We start from the raw sequence: 22,643 nt of genomic DNA, 5'->3' as shown, positions 1-22,643 counted from the left end.
CCAACGGGGCCTTCCGGAGATTCCGGGCGCAGTCACCGCGGGTCGCTCTCGCCACATCATCCCTTGTGGAGTCAACGACGACAGGCTTCCCACCTGCGATTTCGCCGCCTAGGGTGGCCGAATGCCGACACCCCGATCAGAGGGGACGCCCGATCCGGGCTCCCCGGCGACCGCACACCGCCGACCGTTCCGCCTGCCGCCGATCCGGCCGTGGGCGATCCTGTCCGTCGCCGCGCTGGCGACACTGACCGCGGTCGGCGTAGGCGTGGCCGCGCAACCCGACGGCGACTCGCCTCCCGGCACGGCGACCGCCGCCACCGAACGACTCACCGAGGACCACGGCGACCGGTCTCACGAACGGGAGGCCGCCCCGGAACCCGAGCCGTCCTCAGAGGACACGGAGTCGTCCGAGGCGGAGGCCCCGCAACCCGAGACGCCTCCGCAGCCGGTGGCGGGGCTCGACGAGACGCAGATGGCCAACGCGGTCACCGTGGTGGAGATCGGCCGGGAACTGGGCTTCTCCGAACGCGGTCAGGCGGTCGCGTTGGTGACGGCCATGCAGGAGAGCCTGCTGCGCAACGTCGCCAGCACGGCGGTGCCCGAATCCCTCGACTACCCGCACGAGGGGATCATGATCGACTACGACTCCGTGGGGCTGTTCCAGCAGCGTCCGAGCATGGGCTGGGGGACGGTCGCCGAGTGCATGGACGTGGAGTACTCCACCACGGTGTTCTACCGCGCGCTGGACGAGGTGGCGGGCTGGGAGGACATGGAGCTGACCGTGGCGGCGCAGGCGGTCCAGCGGTCGGCCTATCCCGATCGTTACGCGCAGTGGGAGGACATGGCCTGGGCCGTCATCGCCGAGATGAACGGCTGAGGCGGCCGGCGGCATACGGCGAGACGCCGCCCGGGAGCACCGGGCGGCGTCGGGTCGTGATCAGCAGCAGCCGATGTGGCTGCAGCTCACGGTGCAGCCACCGCTGACGGAGCAGCGCTCCTTGGAGTGACCGCTGGAGCAGACGCCGTTGCGGACGCAGCGGGTCCAGGTGTCCGGCGCGCAGCCGGCGGCGGCGCGGGTGCCGTGAACCATGCGGTCCAGCGCGCGGTCGGCGAGGGTGTGTGCCTTGGAGAAGAGTCGCATGAGAATTCCTTCCTCGGTAGGAACAAGCGGGCAACCGCTTGCAGGAGGGCGGAATCAGAATTCCACAGATTTACAAGCGTGGCAATGACCCGCACACGCCGCCACCCCCCGGGGGTTCCCGCCGGTCACGGCCGCGGAGATCGATTCGGGCGTATCCGCCTTGTATGCGTGTTATGGACGGATCACACCGGCCCGATGGGAGCGGAGCACGGTCACGTTCCCGATCGGTGGGGATAGGGTCGTTCCGGCGCGGCACCGACCGGTCCCGCGCCCGAGACACCGGTCATGACGGGGAGGCGACATGTGGCCACGGGTGAACGGCCTACGGGCATTGGAACTGGGAACTCCCGGAGAGCTCCGGGAGGAACTGACCGCCCTGGTGCTGGCCGGGGAGAAGACCGCCACCGCCGGCCTCCTGGCGGAGTACGAGACGGAGTCCGAGGCGCTGGAGACGGTCGGGGAACACCTCGCCCTGCTCGCCACCGGGGAGAGGCACGTCGCCACCGTGGAGATCACCAGGGTGGAGCAGGTGCGGTTCGACGAGGTCACCTGGGAGTTCGCCGCCGCCGAGGGTGAGGGGTACGAGTCGGTGGCGCACTGGCGGGAGTCCCACGCGCGGTTCTGGCGTGACATCGGGACCCCGGTCGACGACGACACCACCGTGGTATGCCTGTGGTTCCGGGTGTGTTGACGGCCTCTCAGCCCGGGGCGTCGCCCTCCACCCACGGCCGCAACCGGTCGGCGAGGTCCGCACTGGACACCAACGCCCGGAGCGTCCCGGTGTCGCCCCCGGCCTGCAGCGCGCCACAGGGGTTTATGGAGCCCGCGAGCCGGAAGGTGGTCACCGGTTCACCGGTCCTCGCCTCGAACACCCGGTACACGTAGCTCGCCGAGTACAACGCCACCGACGCGGTCTCCCGGCTGCCGTCGGTGGTGAAGCAGGTCCCGGCGACCCTGGGTACGGGGTCGTCGTCCAGGTGTTGGCACACCACGAGCTGGGTGTGAGACCAGTACCGCCAACTGAGCCAGTCGGCCGGGAGCCGGGGCTCGGCGTCCACCGCCCCACCGTCCATCTTGAACAGGACCACCGGGTGCGGCCCGGTCCCGGAGTACGCGGCGGTCTCCGGCGCGTACGGCGACACCGCCGAGGCGTCGAAGCGCTCACCGCCGCACGCGCGGTCGCCGCCCTCGACCGGGATCGACGGCGTAACGTCCGGATCCGGAGTGGAGGCCGACTCCGACCGCACCCCTCGACCGGCGGTGCCGAGGACCAGGCACGAGGCCACCACGATCGCCAACACGAGGACGACGGGCGCCGACGGATGCGTCGTCCACGTGCGCATCGACACCACCTCCTTCGCGTCAACTGTGACACAGAGCACAGTGCACGGCAACGGCCGCGCAGTCGTTGAGCGCCACGCGGAAGCGGGCGACTCCGGTTCCCACTCACGGAACGACAGGAGTGATATACGGAGAGTAACGAAACCGCGACACGCGCGTTTCGCACGGTATTCATACACCTAGGAGTCGTCATGAACACGATCCGTTTCGCCCGAGCAGCCGCGGTGGCCGCCGGCGTCGCCGCGGTGGCCCTGTCCTCCGCCGCCACGGCGCAGGCGGCCCCGGCGGAGCAACTTCCGCCCGGGGTCATCGCGCTGAACGACGGTGAGGGCTGTCCTCCGATGACGTTCTGCCTGTACCGCGACTACCGGGGAGAGGGACCCGCGTACGGCATCGCCGAGGGCTACAACGTGAACCTCCACGAGTTCGGCATGGGGAACACCGTCTCCACCTGGATCAACAACACCACGATGACGGCGTTGGTCGTCGACGCCGACACCATGCACCACCAGGTGGTGGAGGCCGGACAGTGGATGGAGGAGTCCCAGGAGACCAACGACACCGCCGACTGGGTGGTCTGGACCCACTGATCCCGTCCCACTCGGCCGCCTGACGAGGCCACGGTCTCGCGGGCTCACCGGCTGATCGATGACGCGCGGGGCGGTCTCCTGTGCTCCACACGCGGAGACGGCGATGAACCGGTCCCCCGAAGTGGGACCGGTTCATGAAGGTCGGGCGGTGAGGGTCTGGATCCGGTGATCGGCCGGGCCCAGACCCTCAAGGCGCACATGGATTCGCTCGGCGCCGAACCGTCGGGTGCATTTCTCGACCATCGTGATGCGCCGGTCGGCGGTTTGCGGGGTCCGTACCGGGCGCCACGTGGAGCTGCGGACCCACTGCCCACCAGCGGAACGACAAGAGTGATATGCGAAGCGCGATGACACCGTGACACGACGTCACACACGATTTTCAGACACATAGGAGCCGACATGAACACCATCCGCATCACCCGAGCAGCCGCGGTGGCCGCCGCCGTCGCCGCGGTGACACTGTCCTCCCCCGCCACGGCGCAGGCGGCCCCGACGGAGCAACTTCCGCCCGGGGTCATCGCCCTGAACGACGGTGAGCCCTGCCCCGACAGGACCTTCTGCCTGTACCGCGACTACTCCTGGCAGGGGCCGGCGTTCGGTATCGCGGAGGGGTACGACGTGAACCTCAACCACTTCGACATGGGGGACACCGTCTCCTCCTGGTACAACCGGACCGAGATGACGGCAGTGATCACCGACGTCGAAACCATGAATTACGTGATCTTGGATCCCGGAATGTGGATGGAGGAGTCGGTGGTGACCAACGACACCGCCGACTGGGTGACCTGGCGCCCCTGAGCCCCGTCGGACACCGCCGCCGGGCGGGGCCCGGCCTCTCGACCACCGACCCTCGCGCGCTCACCGGCCTCCTCGATGACGCGCCGGGCGGTCTCGCCCGGTTCGAGTGCGGAGGTGTCGAACCACCAGCCGACGTCACCGAGTTCGCGGCTCATCGCGGCCTCCAACGCCTCGTAGCCGTCGAAGCGGAACCGCTCCCGAGGATCGCGCCGCATGTCACGGTCGCGGCACGCCGCGATCCCCGGGGCCAGCATCACGAAGTGGACGGTTCGGGGCGCGAGTAGGCGGACGAAGAGGTCGAGTTGTTCCCGTGTCGGAATCACCCAGTCGATCAACGCGGTGAAACCGGCGTCGGCGAAGTTGGCGGCGAGCGCGCACAGATTCCGGTTACACAGTTCCACCTGACGTTCGGCCTCGTCCACAGGCTCACCCAACGGCCCCACCCTGCCACTGACGACCAACCGGTTCACCTGGTCACCGTCGAGTCGGGCGGCACGCGGCAGTTCCGCGGCGATCCTGCGGGTCACCGTCGACTTCCCCGCGCCGGGCATCCCCGTGACGATGAGGATCGCCGGCGTCTCTACATCGATGTGGGCCACGAGAGGACGCTAACCGCCGGCGCCACGATGCGCCAGGCGATTCCTCGGACCGATCGTCCATCACATCGGAGGTCCGTGTCCGGAGTCCCGATCGACGGCCGACGTCACGGAGTTCGCGGCGGGCATCACGGTGGAGCCCCGGTGCGCGTGAGCGCACCGGGGCTCCTGGTCTACTCGTGCGGGCGTTCAGTCGATCGGCGGCGGGTAGCAGATGACCGTGATGGTGCAGTCGGGCCGCCTGCACTTCTCGCAGTCCTGTCCGTTGTGGTTGACGCGTTTGCACTCCAGAGTGCACGACGCGTCCGCGGTGTCCTTCCGCAGCAGCACGTCCAGGACACGGTCCATGCTTCGGGTGACGACCTTCATATGAGCCTCCAAAAGGTAGAGACGGTCGTGGGTACGATGTCACCCCGGCGCCCGATCGTCAAGCCACACAACGCGACTCGGTCACCGGCCTGCACACGTCACCGAGTCCGTGGAGCCGTCACGGCGAAGACCACGACGCGACGGAGGGAGTCCCGAATGCGAGCCGAGGAACTGCGACGACGGTTCGAGGGCCTGAGCACCGCCCACATCGCCGACGGCTGCCTCCGCGTCGGCGAACCGGTGCGTTGCGCTCCGCCGGATACCACTCCGGTCTCCCCCGGCGTGAGACTCGCCGGACGGGTAAGACCGGTGCGGCACTGCGGCAGCGTCGACGTGTTCCTGGAGGCGTTGGAGCGGTCCGATCCGGGCGACGTCCTCGTGGTCGACAACGCCGGGCGTCTCGACGAGGCGTGCGTGGGAGACCTCGTCGTGTGGGAGGCCGCGGCCGCCGGACTGTCCGGAGTGGTCATATGGGGCCTGCACCGGGACACGGCCGACATCAGGGAGATCGGCCTGCCGGTGTTCAGCCTCGGCGCGCTGCCCACCGGACCGTTGCGGCTCGACGACCGCCCCACCGACGCACTCGTCGCCGCCCGGTCGGGCGATCTGACCGTCACCGAGGCGGACCTGGTGTTCGGTGACGACGACGGCGTCGTGTTCGTCTCCGCCTCCGCCGCCGAGGCGGTGTCGGAAGCGGCGGCGCGCATCGCCGCCGCCGAACGGTCGCAGGTGGCGGCGTTGCGCGCGGGGAGGTCACTACGCGAACAGCTCGCGTTCTCCGAGTTCCTCGCCCGCCGGGCGGCGGAACCGGACCTCACGTTCCGACAGCACCTCCGTGCCCGGGACGGCGCCATCGAGGAGTGACCGTCGGTGCTCGGCCGGTTCGCCGCGTACGGTGCGGGATCCGGCTCGCGATCGGCGTCGCGGTGGACCCGAGGTGGTATCCGCACTGCGGCACCCGGGCCGGTGCGGTCACGGCTTCCGGTGGTCCGTCGCCACGTGCTCGGGGATGAGCCGCGCGCCGAAGTCGTCACCGGGACGACGCAACACCGTGTGGACGTGGTTGGCGTCGTTCTGGGTGTTGTCGTATTCGAGGAGCAGTTCCGGCGACTGGATCCGGTAGTAGTGGCCGCCTCCGGGCTCCGTGGTCCCCTCCCAGGCGAATCGCAGCCGGTCGGGCGTCAACGCCGCCCGTTCCCGGCGGGCCGTCTCCGGCGGTAGCCGGTGCAGGTAGAGGTCCACGAGTTCGTCGAGCAGCGCCCGCGCGGTGCGGGGCATCTCCGCCACCCGAAGGCCGGGCAACTCGTCGAAGTCCGAGACGTCGGGCGCGTTGCGGGACCGGATGTCGTCGGGTGCGGTGGGCGACACGACCGCCTCGCCGCGCCGGGAGGCCGGCAGCGACGCGAGCAGTTCCCGGGCCAGATCCTCCTCCCAGGTCAACGGCCGGATCACCGGCCTGCCACGGAATCCCAGGTTCGCCGGGTTCGCGCCGAGGAACACCGGCGTCGGGCTGACGGCGTCCCCGACGAGGCTCATCGTCACCGAGACGTGGTGGCCCTCGAACCGCCACGTCCACAGTTCGGCGTCGGGCGAGCCGAACGAGACCAGCCGGAAGTCGTCGGAACGCCGGTCGCGGCGGCCGCCCTCCAGGTGGTCCAACACCTCCTCCAGCCCCATGATCGTGGTGACCTGCGCGAACGCGTGCGGACTCATCGCCGTGGCGAGGAGGGCGTGGGCGCGTTTGCGGGCCGGGGCGTCCATCTCGGACAGGGCGAGGCCGGGCCTGGGCCTCGGCCGGTACTCCCAGTGTCGGCGCCGCTCGGAGTCGAACGGCAGGCACCCCCGGTCGCGTTGCCCGTCGGTCAGTGCGGCCACCCAGCGCCTTCCGGCGGCGCGCATGCGCTCTGCGGTCATGCCGGTCAGGCTAGCCGCTCAGAGGTCGTCTTCGGTCCTCGTTCGTCGCGCAGCAGGACAGCAGGATCGAAGACGGCCTCTTGAAGGCGGCCGCCACGAGTCACCGAGCGGAGAGTCCACCTTGTCCGGCGGCGAAACGGCGAGGTACCGCGCCGTGGACCGCGACCGCGTAGGCTGGAACGCCGTTCCGGTGTCCGACATGCGCGAAGGGCGCGGCGGCACCGGACCGTGACGTGGAGAGGGGCGACATGAACCGGTCCGGCGACTCCCCGGCGTCATGGTCGCCGTCGGTCACGGGCGGCGACCCGCCCGTACCCCGCAACGCCATGGGTAACAGCGCCGTCGTCATCGGGGTCATGGCGGTGGTGGCGTGTTGTCTGCCGATCGGCGGACTGCTGTTGTCGGTTCTCGCGATCGTCTTCGGCATCAGGGGATACCGCCTGCACCGGCGCGGTGTGGCGACCAACCCGGGTCGCAGTGTGACCGGGATGGTGTTGGGCTTCTTCACCCTCCCGGTCACCGGTCTCAACGCCGCCCTGCTCGGCTTCTTCCCGGAGGGTTACGGGGACGCGGTGGAGTGGCTGGTCTCCTGGTGGTGAGGCCGGGTCACTCCGTGACCGTCAACGCGCGGACCAGTTCCTCGGCCTCGGCGGGCGTGAAGCCTCCGGTGATGTCGGTCGTCCCCTCCGTGATCGCCTGCTGCACGGTCGGCGCGGACAGCACCTCGGTACCCAGCACGATCGCCACCCGCTCACCCATCTGCGCGCCGGTCAGCTCGGCCCACGCGTCCGTACCGGCCTCGGAGAACCGGATCCTGACCACACCCGACCCGGGATCGGACGGGCCGGACACCGCCTCGGCCTCCGCGACGTCCCCACCGTCCAACGCCGCCGGTGCCAGCCACAGCTTCGTGGCGGCCTCGGCGGTGGCCCCGGTGTCACACAGGACGGAATCGGTCGCCGGATCGAGGAAGTCGCCGCCCGGGACGAGCTGTTCACAGTGGATGGAAGGCGTGTACAACCGGACCTCGGCCGGCAGCAACGCCACCTCCTCGGCGGTCAGCGCGCCGAACGGCGCCAACACCTCGGTGTCGGCGGCGTCGTGTACCGGGGCGTCGAGGCCCCGGGCGAGGGCGGCCGCCTCCTCACCGACCCGCCGCCACACGCCTTCGACGTCGGTGGCCGGATCTCCGGTCAACTCCACCGGTTCGTCCACCGGCGCGACCGGCGCCGTCGCCGTCACCGCCCGGAACTGCAACCACTCCGGCTCCAACGTCGGCGGGGTGACCTCCGCCGGGGAGCCGCAACCGGCCGCCGTCAGAACCAGTCCGATCGCCACAAGACCTCGTCGCATGGTCACCCGCATTCCGGCCGGACCACGTGAGTGGTCGTGTTGGTCGTGAGATTCCACGCTACTGAAGGCACACCGTGACGTCCAATCCCCGTGCCGTGCCTACCATGTCCGCCGCCGCGACGACCGCGACCGTTCCGACCGAGGAGACCCGATGAGTGCCGATCCGACCGCCGTACACCCGTTGCCCGGACACCCGCGCGTCGTCTTCCTGAAACCGTTGATCGACCGGTCGGCGGCGGAGGGAACGGCCGAGGCGAAGATCGAGGTCGGCGAGTACACCTATTACGACGACCCGGACGCCGCCACCGAGTTCGCCACCCGCAACGTCCTCTACGCGTACGGTCCCGAACGGCTGGTCATCGGCCGGTACTGCGCCATCGGCTGCGACACCCGCTTCCTCATGGCGGGCGCCGCGCACGTCGATCGTGGACCGTCGACGTACCCGTTCACGATGTTCGGCGGCGAGTGGACCGAACGCACCCTCGACATCGTGATGTCGGCCGGCAGCCGTGGCGACACCGTCGTCGGCAACGACGTGTGGATCGGTTACGGCGCGACGGTCATGCCGGGGGTGACGATCGGGGACGGCGCGATCATCGCCACCGGCGCGGTGGTGACCTCCGACGTCGCCCCGTACACGATCGTCGGTGGCAACCCCGCCCGCGAGATCCGCCGCCGCTTCTCCGACGCGGACGTGGACCTGTTGCGGCGTGCCGCGTGGTGGAACTGGCCGGTGTCGCTGGTGACGGCCAACGTGCGGGCGGTGATGACGGGCGACGCGGCGACCCTGGCGGCGGTCGCGGAGTCGGCGGGCCTGCTCGCCCCGTGAGGCATGACCGACGTCACCGTCACCGCCGGAGCCACGGCGTGTCCCACCGAAGTAGCCTCCTGTGCGACCGACGGAAAAGGAGCCAGACGTGGACCTGATCGCGCAGTGGCGTGAATGGGCGGCCGGACGGGACGCCGCCATCGGCGCGCCCGACGGCCCGCTGAGTCTCACCGCGCTGGAATGGCTGGCGGACGAGGACACCGCACATCCACCGATCCCGGGCCGCTGGCGGTCCGACGGCGGCGCGGTCGTCGTCACCGCTTCCGGCTCCGAGGGGCTGTCGGTGGACGGTGTGCCGATCGACGGCACCGTCCGGCTCGACACCGCCGCCGGGGACGTCCGGGTGTCGTGGGGGCCGCGCGTCGTGGAGGCGATCCTGCGGGACGGCGCCGCCGCGATCCGGGTCCGTGACCCGGAGGCGCCCGCCCGGGCGGCGTTCCGGGGGCTGCCGCGGTACGGGTTCGACGCGGCGTGGCGGTTGACCGGACGGTACGTCCCGTTCGCGGAGTCCCGGGAGGTCACGGTCGGTTCGGTCGTGGAGGGCGTGAGCCATCGCGACGTGGTGTCCGGCGAGGTCCGGTTCGACGTCTCCGGGCGGGAACACGGCCTGCTGGCGTTCGGTGGACCCGAACGGCTCTGGCTGCTGTTCCGTGACGGCACCAGCGGTGTCACGACCGCCGCCTCCGCCAGGTCGCTGGTGTTGCCGCCGGTCGAGGGTGACGGGACCGTGATCGTCGACTTCAACCGGGCGGCCAACCTCCCGTGCGCGTTCAACGACTTCTCCACCTGTCCGGTGCCGCTGCCGGAGAACCGGTTGTCGGTGCTGGTGGAGGCGGGCGAGAGACTGCCGGTGTGACCCCTCCCCCCGGGACGGCCGCCGGTCGTGTCTCACCCGTGGTGGCGGGTATGTTGCAATAGCAGTTCCGCCGGTCGGCGCACCCGACCAGAACCTCCGTGGAGTAGCCAATGTCGTGCCGCGCGCCGGTCACCCGCCCGGTCCACCCGGGGGTGGACGCATGAGCCTCGTCCTGGGCATCGAATCGTCCTGTGACGAGACGGGTGTGGGGATCGTCCGCGACGGCAGGCTGCTCGGCGACTGCCTGTCCTCCAGCATGGAACAGCACATCCGGTTCGGCGGGGTGGTCCCCGAGGTCGCCGCCCGCGCACACCTGGAGGCGATGGTCCCGACGGTCCGGGAGGCCGTCGACCGGGCGGGGGTGTCGCTGAGCGACGTCGACGCCGTCGCGGTCACCTCCGGTCCCGGCCTGGCGACCGCGCTGCAGGTGGGATTGGCCGCCGCCAAGGGTTACGCGGTGGCCCTGGGGGTCCCGTTGTTGGGTGTTCACCATCTGGCCGGTCACGTCGCCGCCGACACCCTGGAGCACGGCGCGTTGCCGGAGCGGAGCGTCGCCCTGGTGGTGTCGGGTGGGCACACGTCCCTGCTGCTGCTGGGCGACCTCGCCCGCGACCCCATCGTCCACCTGGGTGACACCGCCGACGACGCCGCCGGTGAGGCCTTCGACAAGGTGGCCCGGCTGCTCGACCTCGGATACCCGGGCGGTCCGGCGATCCAGCGCGCGGCCGAAGCCGGCGACCCCGAGGCGATCCGGTTCCCCCGTCCCACCACCGGCCGGTTCGGGTTCTCCTTCTCCGGTCTCAAGACCGCGGTCGCGCGTTGGGTGCAACGCCACGACGGGCCGTTGCCGGTGGCCGACCTCGCCGCCTCGTTCCAGGAGGCCGTCGTGGACGTGTTGACGGCCAAGGCGGTGGACGCGTGCACCTCGCACGGTGTCGACACCCTGGTGATCGCCGGTGGGGTCGCCGCAAACTCGCGGCTGCGGGAGGTCGCCGAGGAACGTTGCGCCGCGGCCGGAGTCACGCTCCGGGTGCCGTCGCCCCGGTTGTGCACCGACAACGGCGCGATGATCGCGGCGGTCGGGAGCATGCTCACCGACGCGGGCGCGCCGTGGTCCCGCCTCGACATGTCGACCGACCCGTCGGCACCGCTCACCGGGGCGTTGTTGAGCGTCACGCGTTGACGCAACACGCCGGGGCACCGGAATGACGCGGATCGGGCCGTGGAGCACCGATGCTGGCGTCGCCGTCCGTCACACGACCGGGGACGGCGCGACCACCGAGCTTCAGGAGGCACCGTGCCCGACACCGCCGCGCAGTTGATCGCCGTGGAGGACGCGCACGGCGCACACAACTACCATCCGCTTCCGGTGGTGCTCAGCCACGGCGAGGGCGTCCGGGTCCGTGACGTCGACGGACGCGAGTACCTGGACCTGTTGGCGTCGTACTCGGCGGTCAACTTCGGACACCGGCATCCCCGGCTGGTGGACGCGGCCAGGCGGCAGCTCGACCGGCTCACCCTCACCAGCCGGGCATTCCACAACGACCAGCTCGGCCCGTTCTGCGCCGAACTCGCCGCACTGGCCGGGATGGACTCGGTCCTGCCGATGAACACCGGGGCCGAGGCGGTCGAGACCGGCGTCAAACTGGCCCGCAAGTGGGGTTACCGGAGCCGGGGCGTCCCCCGTGACGAGGCCCGGATCATCGTCTTCGACAACAACTTCCACGGCCGGACCACGACGATCGTCAGCTTCTCCACCGATCCCGACGCGCGTGGCGACTACGGTCCGTACACGCCGGGATTCGACGTGGTCCCCTACGGTGACGTGGACGCCGTCGCGGCGGCGGTGACGCCGGGGACCGTGGCCGTCCTGGTGGAACCGATACAGGGCGAGGCGGGGGTCGTGATCCCCCCGGCGGCTTTCCTCAGTGGACTCCGGGACCTGTGTGACCGGCACGGGATGCTGTTGATCGCCGACGAGATCCAGTCCGGGCTCGGGCGCACCGGGTACACCTTCGCGTGCGAGCACGACGGGGTGCGGCCCGACGTCTACCTGCTCGGTAAGGCACTCGGCGGCGGCATCCTGCCGTTGTCGGCGGTGGTGGCCGACCGCGCGGTCATGGACGTGTTCCGGCCCGGGCAGCACGGCAGCACCTTCGGCGGGAATCCGCTCGCCTGCGCCGTGGGCCGCGAGGTCGTCGCGATGCTGTCCACCGGGGAGTGGCAGCGGCGCGCCCGGGAACTCGGCGACCGGCTCGCCGACCGGTTGTCTAGGCTCGACCCGTCGAAGGTGACGGGACTGCGGACCAGGGGCCTGTGGGCCGGGGTCGAGCTGTCGGACGCCGCGCCGAGCGCGCGCGAGGTGTGCGAGACCATGGCGCGGGCGGGGGTGCTGTGCAAGGAGACCCACCACACCACCGTCAGGATCGCACCTCCACTGGTCATCACGCCGGAGGAGATCGATCACGCCGTGGACGTGCTCTCCGACGCACTGCGGTGAGGGACACCTCCGCGGCGGTGTGGCGTCCTCCGGTTCGGTCTCGCGCCGTCGGTCCCGTGGGGGCCGCGACATCCGTACGCAAGGAACCAGGAGGATCGGATGACCACTGTGGCGGTACTCGGCGCGGGCCGCATCGGCCAGACCGTACTGAGTGGACTGCGTAGGTCGGGGCGTGGCGCCGACGAACTGATCGCGACCGTGCGGCGCCCTGAGCAGGCCGAGGTGGTGCGGGAGTCCCTGGGCGTCAGGGTGTTGCCGACCGCCGAGGCGGTGGAGGCCGCCGAGATCGCCGTCGTGGCGGTGAAACCGCAGGACGCCGCCGACCTGTTGACGGAGCTGTCCGGCCTTCCGGCGGGACGACTGGTGGTGTCGCTGTGCGCGGGCCTTCCGACGGGCTTCTTCGAGAAGCGGCTGCCCGACGGCACGGCGGTGGTGCGGGCGATGCCGAACACACCGGCGCTGGTGGACCAGGCGATGACGGTGCTCTCCGCGGGCCGGTTCGCCTCGGCGAGCGACCTGGAGCACGCCGAGAACCTGTTCAAACCGTTGGGCCGCACCCTGATCCTGCCGGAGAAGCAGCAGGACGCCGTGACGGCGCTGTCGGGATCCGGTCCGGCCTACTTCTACTACCTGGTGGAGGCGATGACTGACGCGGCGATCCTACTGGGTCTGCCGCGCACCGTCGCCCACGAACTCATCGTGCAGACCGCAGTGGGCGCCGCGGCGATGTTGCGGGAGACGGGAGAACACCCGGTGCGGCTGCGGGAGGCCGTCACCTCACCGGCCGGCACCACCATCAACGCGGTCCGGGAACTCGAACGGCACCGGGTGCGCGCCGCCGTGGCCGACGCCGTGGAGGCCGCCCGCGACCGGGCGCAGGCGATCGCGGAGTCGATCACCTGACAGGTGATCGGACGGGGACACCGGCCCGTCACCGGGCGATTCCCGGCACCGACTCGTCGTGCCCATCCGACTCGACCCCAGGGAACGTCCACCCGTCGAAACGGTCGGCGGTCAGGCGCGGGCGACCGAACCGGTCAGCGCTCCGGCGATCCGGTCGGCCTGCGCCCGGATCTCGGGCACGGCCGTGGTCTCCCACAGCCTTCCCCGCCGCAACGCGCCGATCGTCCACAGTCTTTCGTGTACCCAGCCGTCGGCCCCGACGAGCCGGCCGTTGCCGTCGACGTCCAACCCCAGCCGGAACGGCCCGATCGCGGCGACTCCGTCGGCCAGCAGGCGCGCCACCAGCGGGTTCGCCGATCCCGGCAGTCTGCCCGGACCGGTGCAGTTGACGATCGTCCCGTACCGGCCGCTCACACCCGAGGCGAACTCGACGCCGATGTGCCCCGGGTCCCCGGCGTGCACCGCGGTGATGCGGTCGGCGCGCAGGTCGAGGCGGCCGGTGTCGCGCAACCGGTGGAACCGGGCGGCCACGTGCGGCGCCATCCGGTGCCGGTGTACCTCCCAGACGCGGGCGAGATGGGCGAGGAAACGTTCCCGGCCCTCGTCGGACAGCCCCTCCCACAGCTGGTCCACCCGGGGGCGGAGGCCGTCCACCACCGCGCGCCAGTCGCCGGTGTCGCCGACCGACCTGCGGACCTCGGCCGTCAGCCGGGCGAGCGACCGGTCGGGTTCGGGGGTGCGGGTCTGCACGGCGGCGACCTCGTCGGGCCGCCGGTGACCGGCGGGCACCAGGCCGTGGCGGGAGATCGCGGTGATCGGGTCCGCCCGCTCCCCCACCGCGACACTGAGCGCCACGTCCACGGCGGTGAGCCCGGTGCCGATGAGCAGGACGGGGCCGGGCAGGTCACGCAGGGGTTCCGAGTGGTGCCACGGTGTCGGCACGTAGCGGGGGTGGTCGGCGAGGCCGGGAAGCGGGTGCTGCGACGCCGGGTTCCCGGTGGCGATGATCGCGTGGTCGGCCGTGAGGACGCCGCCGTCGGTCAGCCGGGCCGTCACCCCGTCCCGGCCGGGACGCAGTTCCGCGACCGTGCCGGTCACCAGGCGGACCCGGTCACCGTGGTCGGACAGGGCCTCCGCCAGCACCGCGCGCAGGTAGCGGCCGTACAGCGGGCGGGGTGCGAAGTCGCCGGCGCCGATCGGGCTGCCCGCCCGGTCGGCCCAGGTCATGAAGTGGCCCGCTTCCTCGGAGTCGACGCTCATGGTGGCGGCCGGCGAGTTCAGCAGGTGCCACGGCGCGGCGGTGCCGTAGGCGACGCCCGCACCGGGGTCGGCCGACGGGTCCACCAGGATCACGTCCCCACCGGACCGGCTCAACCGCCTGGCGAGCATGACCCCGGCGGCACCGCCACCGATGACGAGTGTGGTCGTGGACATCCGGCACCGTCCTCTTCGCGGGATCCGTCGCGCGGGGCGTGGGATCCGATGTGCGTCAGTTGGGGATCACGGGACTCGTCCCGATTCGGGGCCATTGTCCGCCGCCGGGCGCGGCGGCACCGCGCGGGCGGCCCGGCAGCGACCCACACCACCCGCCCGCCCCGATTCCCCGGCTTGGTGGGTCATACGACGGCCGGAAATCGGACATCAGGGCTTATTCGAGGCATGTCGATGGTCGTACGGCCAACCAGGCCGCGAGGAGGGCGGCGGGGTGAGGTCGGCCCGGAGGGGTCACCCGTCGATGGTGATGACGACCTTGACGTCGTCCTCGAGGGGCGCGAACGCCTCGGCGAAGTCGGACAGCGGCACCCGGCGTGAGATCAGCCGGGCCACCCAGTCCCGGTCGGCGGCCGCCAGGGCGTCGACGGCGCCCGCGTAGTGCCTGCGGTTGGCGTTGACGGAGCCGATGACGACGTCGTTGTCCAGCACGATCTCCCGGTTGACCTCGCCCATGTCCACGCGGGTGGTGCGGCCGGGGGTGGACACGCCCGTGACGCACACGATCCCGTACGGCCCGGTGACGGTCAGCGCGGGCGTGATGACCGCCGGGGCACCGGTGGCCTCGATGACGATGTCCGGTTCGAGCCGTCCGGCGAGGTCCCGCATGTCCTCGTGGTGGTAGGTGGCGCCCAGCGCCTCGACGAGTCGCGGTTTCGGGCCGTCCTCGACCCGGTCGAGGACGTGGACGTCGAGCCCCCGCTGCACCCCGAACATCGCCGCGAGCAGCCCGATCGGCCCGGCCCCGGTGACCAGTACCGACTCGGGGGCGAACCACGACCGGTTCCCGACCGCGTCGATCTGGTCCCACGCCTTGGCCAACACCGACGCGGGCTCGACGAGGATGCCCAGGTCACCGAGGGTGGCCGGGACCTTGACGGCGTACTCGGTGGGTACGACCCACTGTTGACTCGCGTAGCCGTCGAGGCCCTTGATGCCGCGCTCGGTGTAGCGGCCGTTGCGGCACATGTCGAACTCGCCGCGGGCGCAGGCGCCGCAGGGCTCGGGGTCGGGGCGCCGGACGATGCCGACGATGTAGTCGTCGGTGTCGAACCCGCTGTTCTCCGGGGCACTGACGACGCGACCGAGCGATTCGTGCCCGATGACCAGGTGCTCACGTCCGGGTGGCGCCTCACCGTACTCGGCGGCGGCGATCTCCCGGTCGGTTCCGCACACGCCCACGGCCAGGCCGCGGACCAGGATCTCGTCGGCGGCGGGCTCCGGTTCGGGCACGTCCGACACCGCCATGGAGTCGGCGCGTCCGGCCACCACGGTCAGTGCTCGCATGAGTTCTCCCCTCGGCACGGTCACCGGTCACGTGCGCGTTCGGCGGAGGGCCGGGCCGGGTCACGCGGACCGGTTCCGGGCACACCCGTGACATTCGCGTCGAGCCTATGACAAGGCACCTCGGGCGGCCTCCGGATCGGAGGAATCGCGTTCCACGCGGCCCGCAACGGCCGAAGGTCACCTCCGCACCGGCCACCGGTCCCGTTCCGGGCCGTCGAACGCCCCTTTCCTCGTCCCTCCGGCTTCGGTGGACTGATGGGGCCGGTTCCACCTGGCCGTCCGGCGTGAACCGCCCGATCCCATGCGCGGTGAAACGGAAGATCCGGCCCAACGACGTGCTCGGTAGCCCGGCCGCGCGCCCGGCGACCCGATGTGCCAGGCATCGGACCGGTCGCCCACAAGCACACGGAGGCCGTCCTATGAGGATATCCATGGTGTCGGAACACTCGAATCCGCTGGCGTCGCTCGGGGAGTCCGGCGCCGGCGGGCAGAACCTCTTCGTCGCGGAACTGTCGGCGGCGCTGACCAGGTCGGGTTGCGAGGTGACCGTCTACACACGGCGCGACGACCCGGCGCAACCGGTGCGGGTGGTCGCCGACGCCGGGTACCGCGTGGTGCACGTGCCGGCCGGTCCCGCGACGCGACTGCCGAAGGAGGAACTGCCGCCGTACATGCCGCGGTTCACCAGGTGGCTGCGCAACGACTGGAGACGGCGGCGGCCCGATCTCGTCCACGCGCACTTCTGGATGTCGGGACTCGCGGCGCTGAGCGCCACCCGGGGACTGGGCGTGCCGGTCCTGCAGTCGTTCCACGCGCTCGGCGTGGTCAAGCGACGTCACTTCGGGCGGGCCGACGCCAGCCCACCGCAGCGCATCCCCGGCGAACGCCACATCGGTCACCACGCCACCGGCGTGGTGGCGAGCTGCTCCAGTGAGGCCGCCGAACTCACCGCGATGGGGGTGTCGCCGGAGAGGTTGTCGGTGGTGCCGTGCGGTGTCGACACCGACCTGTTCCGTCCGGGGCGGGGGCACGGCGAACCGCGCCGGTTCCGGCATCGCCTGGTGGCGGTGGGCAGGCTGGTGCCGCACAAGGGTTTCGAGAAGTCGATCCGGGTGCTCGCCCAGTTGCCCGACACCGAACTGGTGATCGCGGGCGGACCCCCCGAGGCGGAACTGGCCGCCGATCCCGAGGCCCGCAGGCTTCGCGCGGTGGCACTGCGGCACGGTGTCGCCGACCGGGTGAGGTTCGTCGGCCAGACCGATCGCGACCGGCTTCCCGGGTTGCTGTGCGACGCCGACCTGCTGCTGTGCACGCCGTGGTACGAGTCGTTCGGGATCGTCCCGCTGGAGGCGATGGCCTGCGGTGTCCCGGTGGTGGCGGAGGCGGTCGGGGGCCTGACCGACAGCGTCGAGGACCAGGTGACGGGCCTGCTGGTGCCCGGCGGCCGGGTCGAGGACCTGGCGTTGGCGGTGACCCGGTTGTCACGTGACCCGGCCACCCGCAACCGGATGGGCCGGTCGGGGCGGCAGCGGGTGTTGAGCCGGTACACGTGGGACCGGGTGGCGCGGGAGACGCTGGCGGTGTACCGGCGTTCGCGTCCGGCGAGTCCCGATCTGGTGGCCACCGGCTCACCCGGCTGAGACCGCAGTCACACGGCCGGCGGTATTGACAAAGTATCAAGAGAAATTGACACTTAGCCGGTGTCCGACGACGAAACGGTCCCGACCGCCGACGCCGCCCAGTACAAGGCGCTGGCGCACCCACTGCGCCAGCGCATTCTGTCCGTCCTGGACGACAGGGAGGCGACCGCCGGCCAACTGGCGCGGATGCTGGACACGCTCAAGGGCAACATCGCCCACCACCTCGGAATACTGGAACGCGCCGGGCTCGTCGCCGTCGCCCGTACCGCGTCGGTGCGGGGCGGAACCACCCGGTACTACCACCGGCCGCAGCGCAATCACCACATCCCCAGGGCGACCGCCGAGGCCGACCCCGCCGGTGTCGCGAGCCTCATGCGCGGCGTCGCCGACGAGATGGCCGCCACGCCCGCCGCACCGGAGTTCCTCGGCATCCGGCACGTCCGGCTGACCCGTGAACAACTGGACCGGCTGCGGGAGGTCCTGCTGCACCTCGCCGGACCGGACGACCTCCCCGACGCCGGCCCCGGGCACGACCGGTACGGCATCGCCCTGACGGTCTACCCCTCCCCGGAGACCGAGATCCCCGAATGACCCGGCGACCGGGCCCGCACGGCACGGGCCGACGCGCCGAAGGCCCACACCCGAGTGATCCCCTACCCCAGGAGCCCACGATTACGATCTTCCCCAGGATCGGGATCGCGCTCGGCGTCCTCGCCGTGACCGCGATACCCGGCATCAGCAACGCCGATCCCGGCGTCCCCACCGAGTCCGGCGAGGACACGGTGGTCATCGTCGAGTTCGGTGACGCCGCCGCCCGCGACTCCGGAAAGGACGGCCTGGCCCGTTCGGCGGCCCGCCTCGACGTCGAGGTCACCGAGCTGGCCAGGTACGACACGGTGATGAACGCGGTGGCGGTCGAGGTCGACAGTGCCCACGCCGCCGCCCTCGCCGACCTGCCCGGCGTCATCGCCGTGCACCCGGTCAACACCTACAGCGCCCCACCGGTGGAGGCGTACCGGTCGCCCGGAGACGGAGAGGTCACGCGCGAGAACGTGACGGTCACCGACCTGACCGGCGTACCCGAGGCGCACCGCGACGGCGCCACCGGCGAAGGCGTCGTCATCGGAGTCGTCGACAGCGGGATCGACTACCACCACCCCGCACTCGGCGGCGGCGAGTTCCCCAACGAGAAGGTGATCGGCGGCTACGACGTCGTCGACCGCGACCCCGACCCCTACGACGAGGCGACCCTGTCGGGCGGCCACGGCACCCATGTCGCCGGGATCGCCGCGGGCGAGGACGACACCCTGGTGGGAGTCGCCAAGGACGCCCGGATCATGGCCTACCGGGTGTTCGGTGAGGAACGCCCCACCACCGACGTGGTCGTCCTGGAGGCGCTGGAGCGCGCGGTGGCCGACGGCGTCGACGTGGTGAACCTCAGTCTGGGCCAGGCGCAGTCACAGGTCCACCAGAACGCCCTGCTGCCCAGGGCTCTCGACGCGGTGGCGGCTCAGGGGGTCGTACCGGTCGTGGCCATCGGCAACGGCTTCGCCGGGCCGTTCAAGCCGGGTAGCCCCGGTATCGCCTCGGAGGCCATCACGGTCGGCAGCGTCTACTCCTCCGGGTACACGCACCTGGCGTTGACGCTCGGAAGCGGCGAGACCGTGCCGTTCAACGTCTTCCACACCGGTCCGGCGGCACCCGCGTCCGGGACACTGGAGATCGTCGACGGCGGCGCGGTCTGCGAACCCGCCGCACCCGGAAGCCTCGCGGGCGTGCTCGTCCTGTCCACCGGCGGCGCGTACCCGTGCACACCGACGACGATGGTCGCCAACGCGACGGCGGGCGGCGCGGCCGGAGTCCTGTACTACGACGACAGTGAGTGGACCGATCCGGACGAGATCCCCGAGGGCCACTTCTGGGGTGTCGCGGGCACCGTTCCGGCGGTGGCGATCCGGCAGAACGACGCCCGGCTGATCCAGCAGCGGCTGGCCGAGGACGGCACCGTCACCGCGGAGTGGGGCTCGTACTGGCGGATCGGCGTCCAGGACGAGTACGTCGGCACCCCCGACGCGTCCAGCTCGTGGGGACCGAGCCACGAACTGGACTACAAGCCCGACCTGGTGGCGCCCGGCGGCTACGTCTTCTCTACGCTGCCGAGCCACATGGGACATTACGGCGTGAACTCCGGAACCTCGATGGCCGCACCGCACGTCGCCGGTGCCGTCGCGGTGCTGCTCTCCGAACGCGGTGACATGACGCCACGCCAGGTCCGGGACCTGTTGCAGTCGACCGCCCGGCCGACCGGACTCTCCGGCGCGCCCGCCGACGGCCTACACCCGGTGGCGCAGCAGGGTGCCGGGCTGATCGACCTGCCCGCCGCGCTGGCGACCAGGACGACCGTGTCACCGGCGAAGCTCCCGCTGGGAGAGCTGGAGGGTGCCACGGTGACCCGCGAGGTGACCCTCACCAACACCGGTCTCCTGCCGGCGATCTACCGGGTCGACACCGAGGCCGGGCACGGCGCCGCGCCGCCCTACACCTCCGAGTACACCCTCGTCACCGCCGACGCCGAGGTCCAGGTGCGACGGACGGTCGTCGTGCCGCCGCACGGCAGCACCACGGTCCGCATCAGGATCGGCCAGCCCGAGAACGTCCCGGACGGCACCGTGTTCGGCGGCTGGGTGGAGTTCGATCCGCTGTTCTTCGGCGAGTCGTCCAGGGTGTCCTACATGGGCGTGTCGGGTGACTGGCACGCGGTGTCGGCGATCAACCCGACGTTCACCGACGTCAACACCGGACTGGACAACCCGGCGCTGCGTCCCGGCCACTTCGACTTCGGCGAGAACGCGCCGATCACGGTCACCGAGGCGGACGGCGAGGCGTGGGTGATGCTGTCGCACGGCTTCCCCATGCTGACCGAGCTGCGCATGGAGGTCGTCGACGGCGACGGCCGGGTGGTGGCGACACCGGTCAGGGAGTTCATGGTGGTCCGCAACAGCGGCGCCGGAACCGGCATGGACTTCTACGGCTGGGACACCCGGCTGGCCGACGGCACCCCCGCACCCGACGGTGAGTACACACTGCGGCTGTCGTTCTTCAAGTCACTGGACGACGGCCCGCCCGAGATCTGGGAGTCGCCGGTCGTGACTATCGACCGCTGACGTCCGGCGGTGCCCCGGCGGATCCTCGCCGGGGCACCGCTCTGTCAGACTGGGGCGATGCGTTACGGCAACGACGTCCTGTCCGGAGACCGGCGCGGGCCGCGCCGCAGACCGGTGCCGGAGGTCGTCGCGACCCCGGACGTGGTCGCGGAGGACCCGGTCGGCGGCTTCTGCGGTGCGGTCGTCGCATGCGACAAGGACGGTGTCACCCTTGAGGACCGCCACGGCGCGCGGCGGGTGTTCCCGTGGCGTCCCGCCGGTTTCCTCATCGACGGTGAACCGGTGACCCTGGTACGGCCGAAGGCCACCACGACACCGCCCCACCGGTTGCGGTCGGCCTCCGGTTCCACGGCGGTGACCGATGCGACGGCACGGGTCGCGCGCCGGAGCCGGATCTATGTGGAGGGCGTCCACGACGCCGAGCTCGTGGAGCGGATCTGGGGGCACGACCTCCGCGTGGAGGGGATCGCCGTCGAGTTCCTGGCGGGGATCGACGACCTGCCCGCCGTGGTGGCCGAGTTCGCGCCGACGGCCGAACGGCGACTGGGCGTCCTGGTCGACCATCTCGTGCCGGGTTCCAAGGAGAGCCGGATCGCGGCCCGCGCCTCGGGACCGCACGTACTGGTGTGCGGGCACCCCTTCGTGGACGTGTGGCAGGCCGTGACACCGGCCGCCGTGGGGATCCCGGAGTGGCCGGAGGTGCCGCCGGGCGAGCCGTGGAAGGAGGGCGTCGTGGCACGGCTCGGGTGGCGGATGACCACCGGCGAGGCGTGGCGACACATCCTGTCCAGGGTGAACCGTCACACCGACCTGGAGCCGGCGCTGCTCGGGCGCGTGGAGGAGTTGATCGACTTCGTCACCGCGCCGGGCACCGCCTGACGTGCCGCCGCCAGTCCGGCCGCGTCGATGAGGTCGGTGTGGGTTCCGGCCGACCGGCACGTGTAGGCCCCGGCGATGGACCCGGCCGTCGCGCATTCGGCGATCGACTCGCCCCGCGTCCAGGCCCACAGGAATCCGGAGGCGAAGGCGTCCCCGGCACCGTTGGAATCCACACAGGACCATCCTCGCCACTCCGGGAGTGACGCGAACACCTCGTCCGGCCGGATGGCCGGTACGCGCAGGAGACCGTCGCCGGTGAGGACGTGACAGCCCCGGTCGCCGTCGGTGGCCACCACCACCCGTGCGCGGCCGTCCGCCCGGATCCGTTCCATCACCTCGTCCCGACGGTCCCGCAACGCCACCGCCGACAGGAACACCAGGTCGGAACCCAGCGCGTAGTCGAGATGGTGGGCCTGTTCGCCGTCCCAGTCGTGCAGGTCCGTGGACACCGTCGCGCCCGCGGCACGGATCTCGCCGAACAGGTCCCGGTTCACACCGGTGATCGACTGGTGGACGTGCCGTGCCTCGGCGATGAGGGGCCTCGCGAACTCCACCGGGATCCGCAGGTCCACCGGATGCCTGCCGTCGTGCAGCGACATGCGGCGACCGGTGCCGTCGACCAGGTTCACCGAGCGCGGCGTGCCGGCGGGGCTGATCAGGTGGTGGAAGTCCAGGCCCTCCCGGGCGAAGGTCTCCCGGATCATCTCACCCTGCGGATCGTCCCCGATGAGGTCGACGAGACCGGTGCGCAGGCCGAGCCGGTGACACGCCCGCGCGTAACCGCTTCCGGTGTTGCCCACGTGGTCCCGCACCGGCGGTACGTGTAGTGAATCCCTCGTCTCGAACGGCAGCTCCGGAACCCGGACAGTCGTGTCCACTCCGGACCCGCCGATCACCAGTACGTCGTACATGACCGGATTCTCCGGCATCGGTGCGGCGGCGCGCGACCGGGTGCGCCGGTGAAGACGTCACACCCCGGTGCAAGAGTCACC

Annotated in this window: 24 protein-coding genes; 15 read left to right on the top strand and 9 right to left on the bottom strand. The window is 71.3% G+C overall.

Annotation, left to right across the window (positions count from 1 at the left end; genetic code table 11):
- Positions 1–121 precede the first annotated feature (121 nt).
- Complete coding sequence (locus LX16_RS18480; RefSeq protein ID WP_147140528.1) at positions 122–877, top strand: hypothetical protein; 756 nt, start codon at positions 122–124, stop codon at positions 875–877.
- Positions 878–937: 60 nt separating this feature from the next.
- Here the strand turns inward: LX16_RS18480 and LX16_RS18475 are convergent, their stop codons facing one another.
- Entirely contained in the window at positions 938–1,141 is a 204-nt protein-coding gene (locus tag LX16_RS18475) for a hypothetical protein (protein ID WP_147140526.1), read from the bottom strand.
- A gap of 301 nt (positions 1,142–1,442) precedes the next feature.
- Here LX16_RS18475 and LX16_RS18470 point away from each other — a divergent pair, with 301 nt between their 5' ends.
- Positions 1,443–1,832, top strand: a complete 390-nt coding sequence (locus tag LX16_RS18470) for an ASCH domain-containing protein (protein WP_147140524.1) — start codon at positions 1,443–1,445, stop codon at positions 1,830–1,832.
- Between the two features lie 7 nt (positions 1,833–1,839).
- Here LX16_RS18470 and LX16_RS18465 read toward each other — a convergent pair whose 3' ends face one another.
- Entirely contained in the window at positions 1,840–2,484 is a 645-nt protein-coding gene (locus tag LX16_RS18465) for a hypothetical protein (protein WP_147140523.1), read from the bottom strand.
- 189 nt (positions 2,485–2,673) lie between these two features.
- Here LX16_RS18465 and LX16_RS18460 point away from each other — a divergent pair, with 189 nt between their 5' ends.
- Together LX16_RS18460 and LX16_RS18455 are read left to right on the top strand one after the other, a co-directional pair.
- A complete protein-coding gene (locus LX16_RS18460) occupies positions 2,674–3,072 on the top strand; it encodes a peptidase inhibitor family I36 protein (RefSeq protein ID WP_147140521.1) in 399 nt (132 codons plus the stop codon).
- Between the two features lie 399 nt (positions 3,073–3,471).
- Positions 3,472–3,870, top strand: coding sequence for a peptidase inhibitor family I36 protein (locus LX16_RS18455; protein ID WP_147140519.1), 399 nt, complete (start codon positions 3,472–3,474; stop codon positions 3,868–3,870).
- Here the strand turns inward: LX16_RS18455 and LX16_RS18450 are convergent.
- A complete protein-coding gene (locus tag LX16_RS18450) occupies positions 3,786–4,469 on the bottom strand; it encodes a P-loop nucleotide/nucleoside kinase family protein (protein ID WP_244615868.1) in 684 nt (227 codons plus the stop codon). The genes LX16_RS18455 and LX16_RS18450 overlap by 85 nt on opposite strands.
- A gap of 186 nt (positions 4,470–4,655) precedes the next feature.
- Complete coding sequence (locus LX16_RS18445; RefSeq protein ID WP_147140517.1) at positions 4,656–4,835, bottom strand: hypothetical protein; 180 nt, start codon at positions 4,833–4,835, stop codon at positions 4,656–4,658.
- Between the two features lie 156 nt (positions 4,836–4,991).
- Between LX16_RS18445 and LX16_RS18440 the strand changes: the two genes are divergently transcribed.
- Complete coding sequence (locus tag LX16_RS18440) at positions 4,992–5,699, top strand: RraA family protein (RefSeq protein WP_147140515.1); 708 nt, start codon at positions 4,992–4,994, stop codon at positions 5,697–5,699.
- Between the two features lie 108 nt (positions 5,700–5,807).
- Here the strand turns inward: LX16_RS18440 and LX16_RS18435 are convergent, their stop codons facing one another.
- Positions 5,808–6,749 carry a DUF3500 domain-containing protein gene (locus LX16_RS18435; protein WP_147140513.1) on the bottom strand — a complete coding sequence of 314 codons (942 nt, stop codon included), beginning with the start codon at positions 6,747–6,749 and terminating at the stop codon, positions 5,808–5,810.
- Positions 6,750–6,997: 248 nt separating this feature from the next.
- On the opposite strand from LX16_RS18435, the gene LX16_RS18430 reads away from it, so the two are divergent.
- Positions 6,998–7,348, top strand: coding sequence for a DUF4190 domain-containing protein (locus LX16_RS18430; RefSeq protein ID WP_147140511.1), 351 nt, complete (start codon positions 6,998–7,000; stop codon positions 7,346–7,348).
- 7 nt (positions 7,349–7,355) lie between these two features.
- On the opposite strand, the gene LX16_RS18425 is transcribed toward LX16_RS18430, so the two are convergent.
- A complete protein-coding gene (locus LX16_RS18425) occupies positions 7,356–8,102 on the bottom strand; it encodes a SecDF P1 head subdomain-containing protein (protein WP_147140509.1) in 747 nt (248 codons plus the stop codon).
- Positions 8,103–8,253: 151 nt separating this feature from the next.
- Between LX16_RS18425 and LX16_RS28005 the strand changes: the two genes are divergently transcribed.
- The 5 genes from LX16_RS28005 (at position 8,254) to proC (ending at position 13,190) form a co-directional block, all read left to right on the top strand.
- On the top strand, positions 8,254–8,931 hold the full coding sequence (locus LX16_RS28005; protein ID WP_147140507.1) for a CatB-related O-acetyltransferase: 678 nt from the start codon (positions 8,254–8,256) through the stop codon (positions 8,929–8,931).
- Between the two features lie 88 nt (positions 8,932–9,019).
- Positions 9,020–9,787 (top strand): DUF1684 domain-containing protein, encoded by a 768-nt coding sequence (locus tag LX16_RS18415; RefSeq protein ID WP_158645653.1) that lies wholly within the window; start codon positions 9,020–9,022, stop codon positions 9,785–9,787.
- A 160-nt stretch (positions 9,788–9,947) separates the two neighbouring features.
- Positions 9,948–10,970 (top strand): tRNA (adenosine(37)-N6)-threonylcarbamoyltransferase complex transferase subunit TsaD, encoded by a 1,023-nt coding sequence (tsaD, locus tag LX16_RS18410; protein WP_147140503.1) that lies wholly within the window; start codon positions 9,948–9,950, stop codon positions 10,968–10,970.
- A gap of 114 nt (positions 10,971–11,084) precedes the next feature.
- Positions 11,085–12,287, top strand: a complete 1,203-nt coding sequence (rocD, locus tag LX16_RS18405; protein ID WP_147140501.1) for an ornithine--oxo-acid transaminase — start codon at positions 11,085–11,087, stop codon at positions 12,285–12,287.
- 99 nt (positions 12,288–12,386) lie between these two features.
- Positions 12,387–13,190, top strand: coding sequence for a pyrroline-5-carboxylate reductase (proC, locus tag LX16_RS18400; RefSeq protein ID WP_147140499.1), 804 nt, complete (start codon positions 12,387–12,389; stop codon positions 13,188–13,190).
- Between the two features lie 111 nt (positions 13,191–13,301).
- Here proC and LX16_RS18395 read toward each other — a convergent pair whose 3' ends face one another.
- Positions 13,302–14,624, bottom strand: coding sequence for an FAD/NAD(P)-binding protein (locus tag LX16_RS18395; protein ID WP_147140497.1), 1,323 nt, complete (start codon positions 14,622–14,624; stop codon positions 13,302–13,304).
- A gap of 291 nt (positions 14,625–14,915) precedes the next feature.
- On the bottom strand, positions 14,916–15,968 hold the full coding sequence (locus LX16_RS18390; RefSeq protein WP_147140495.1) for a glucose 1-dehydrogenase: 1,053 nt from the start codon (positions 15,966–15,968) through the stop codon (positions 14,916–14,918).
- 419 nt (positions 15,969–16,387) lie between these two features.
- Between LX16_RS18390 and LX16_RS18385 the strand changes: the two genes are divergently transcribed.
- From LX16_RS18385 to LX16_RS18370, 4 genes are all read left to right on the top strand, one after another.
- On the top strand, positions 16,388–17,608 hold the full coding sequence (locus tag LX16_RS18385; protein ID WP_147140493.1) for a glycosyltransferase: 1,221 nt from the start codon (positions 16,388–16,390) through the stop codon (positions 17,606–17,608).
- A 60-nt stretch (positions 17,609–17,668) separates the two neighbouring features.
- Entirely contained in the window at positions 17,669–18,199 is a 531-nt protein-coding gene (locus LX16_RS18380) for an ArsR/SmtB family transcription factor (protein WP_147140491.1), read from the top strand.
- Between the two features lie 125 nt (positions 18,200–18,324).
- The gene (locus LX16_RS18375) at positions 18,325–20,772 is read left to right on the top strand and encodes a S8 family serine peptidase (RefSeq protein ID WP_158645652.1); all 2,448 of its coding nucleotides are present in this window, start codon (positions 18,325–18,327) and stop codon (positions 20,770–20,772) included.
- A 57-nt stretch (positions 20,773–20,829) separates the two neighbouring features.
- The gene (locus tag LX16_RS18370) at positions 20,830–21,651 is read left to right on the top strand and encodes a DUF3097 domain-containing protein (RefSeq protein WP_147140487.1); all 822 of its coding nucleotides are present in this window, start codon (positions 20,830–20,832) and stop codon (positions 21,649–21,651) included.
- Here LX16_RS18370 and LX16_RS18365 read toward each other — a convergent pair.
- Positions 21,573–22,562: a carbohydrate kinase family protein gene (locus LX16_RS18365; RefSeq protein ID WP_147140485.1), complete on the bottom strand. Its 990-nt coding sequence runs from the start codon at positions 22,560–22,562 to the stop codon at positions 21,573–21,575. The two genes, LX16_RS18370 and LX16_RS18365, sit on opposite strands and share 79 nt — an antisense overlap.
- Positions 22,563–22,643: the final 81 nt, after the last annotated feature.

It is taken from the genome of Stackebrandtia albiflava (genome assembly GCF_007994225.1).
GTDB lineage: Bacteria > Actinomycetota > Actinomycetes > Mycobacteriales > Micromonosporaceae > Stackebrandtia > Stackebrandtia albiflava.
This window is presented reverse-complemented; position numbering and strand designations above follow the sequence as displayed.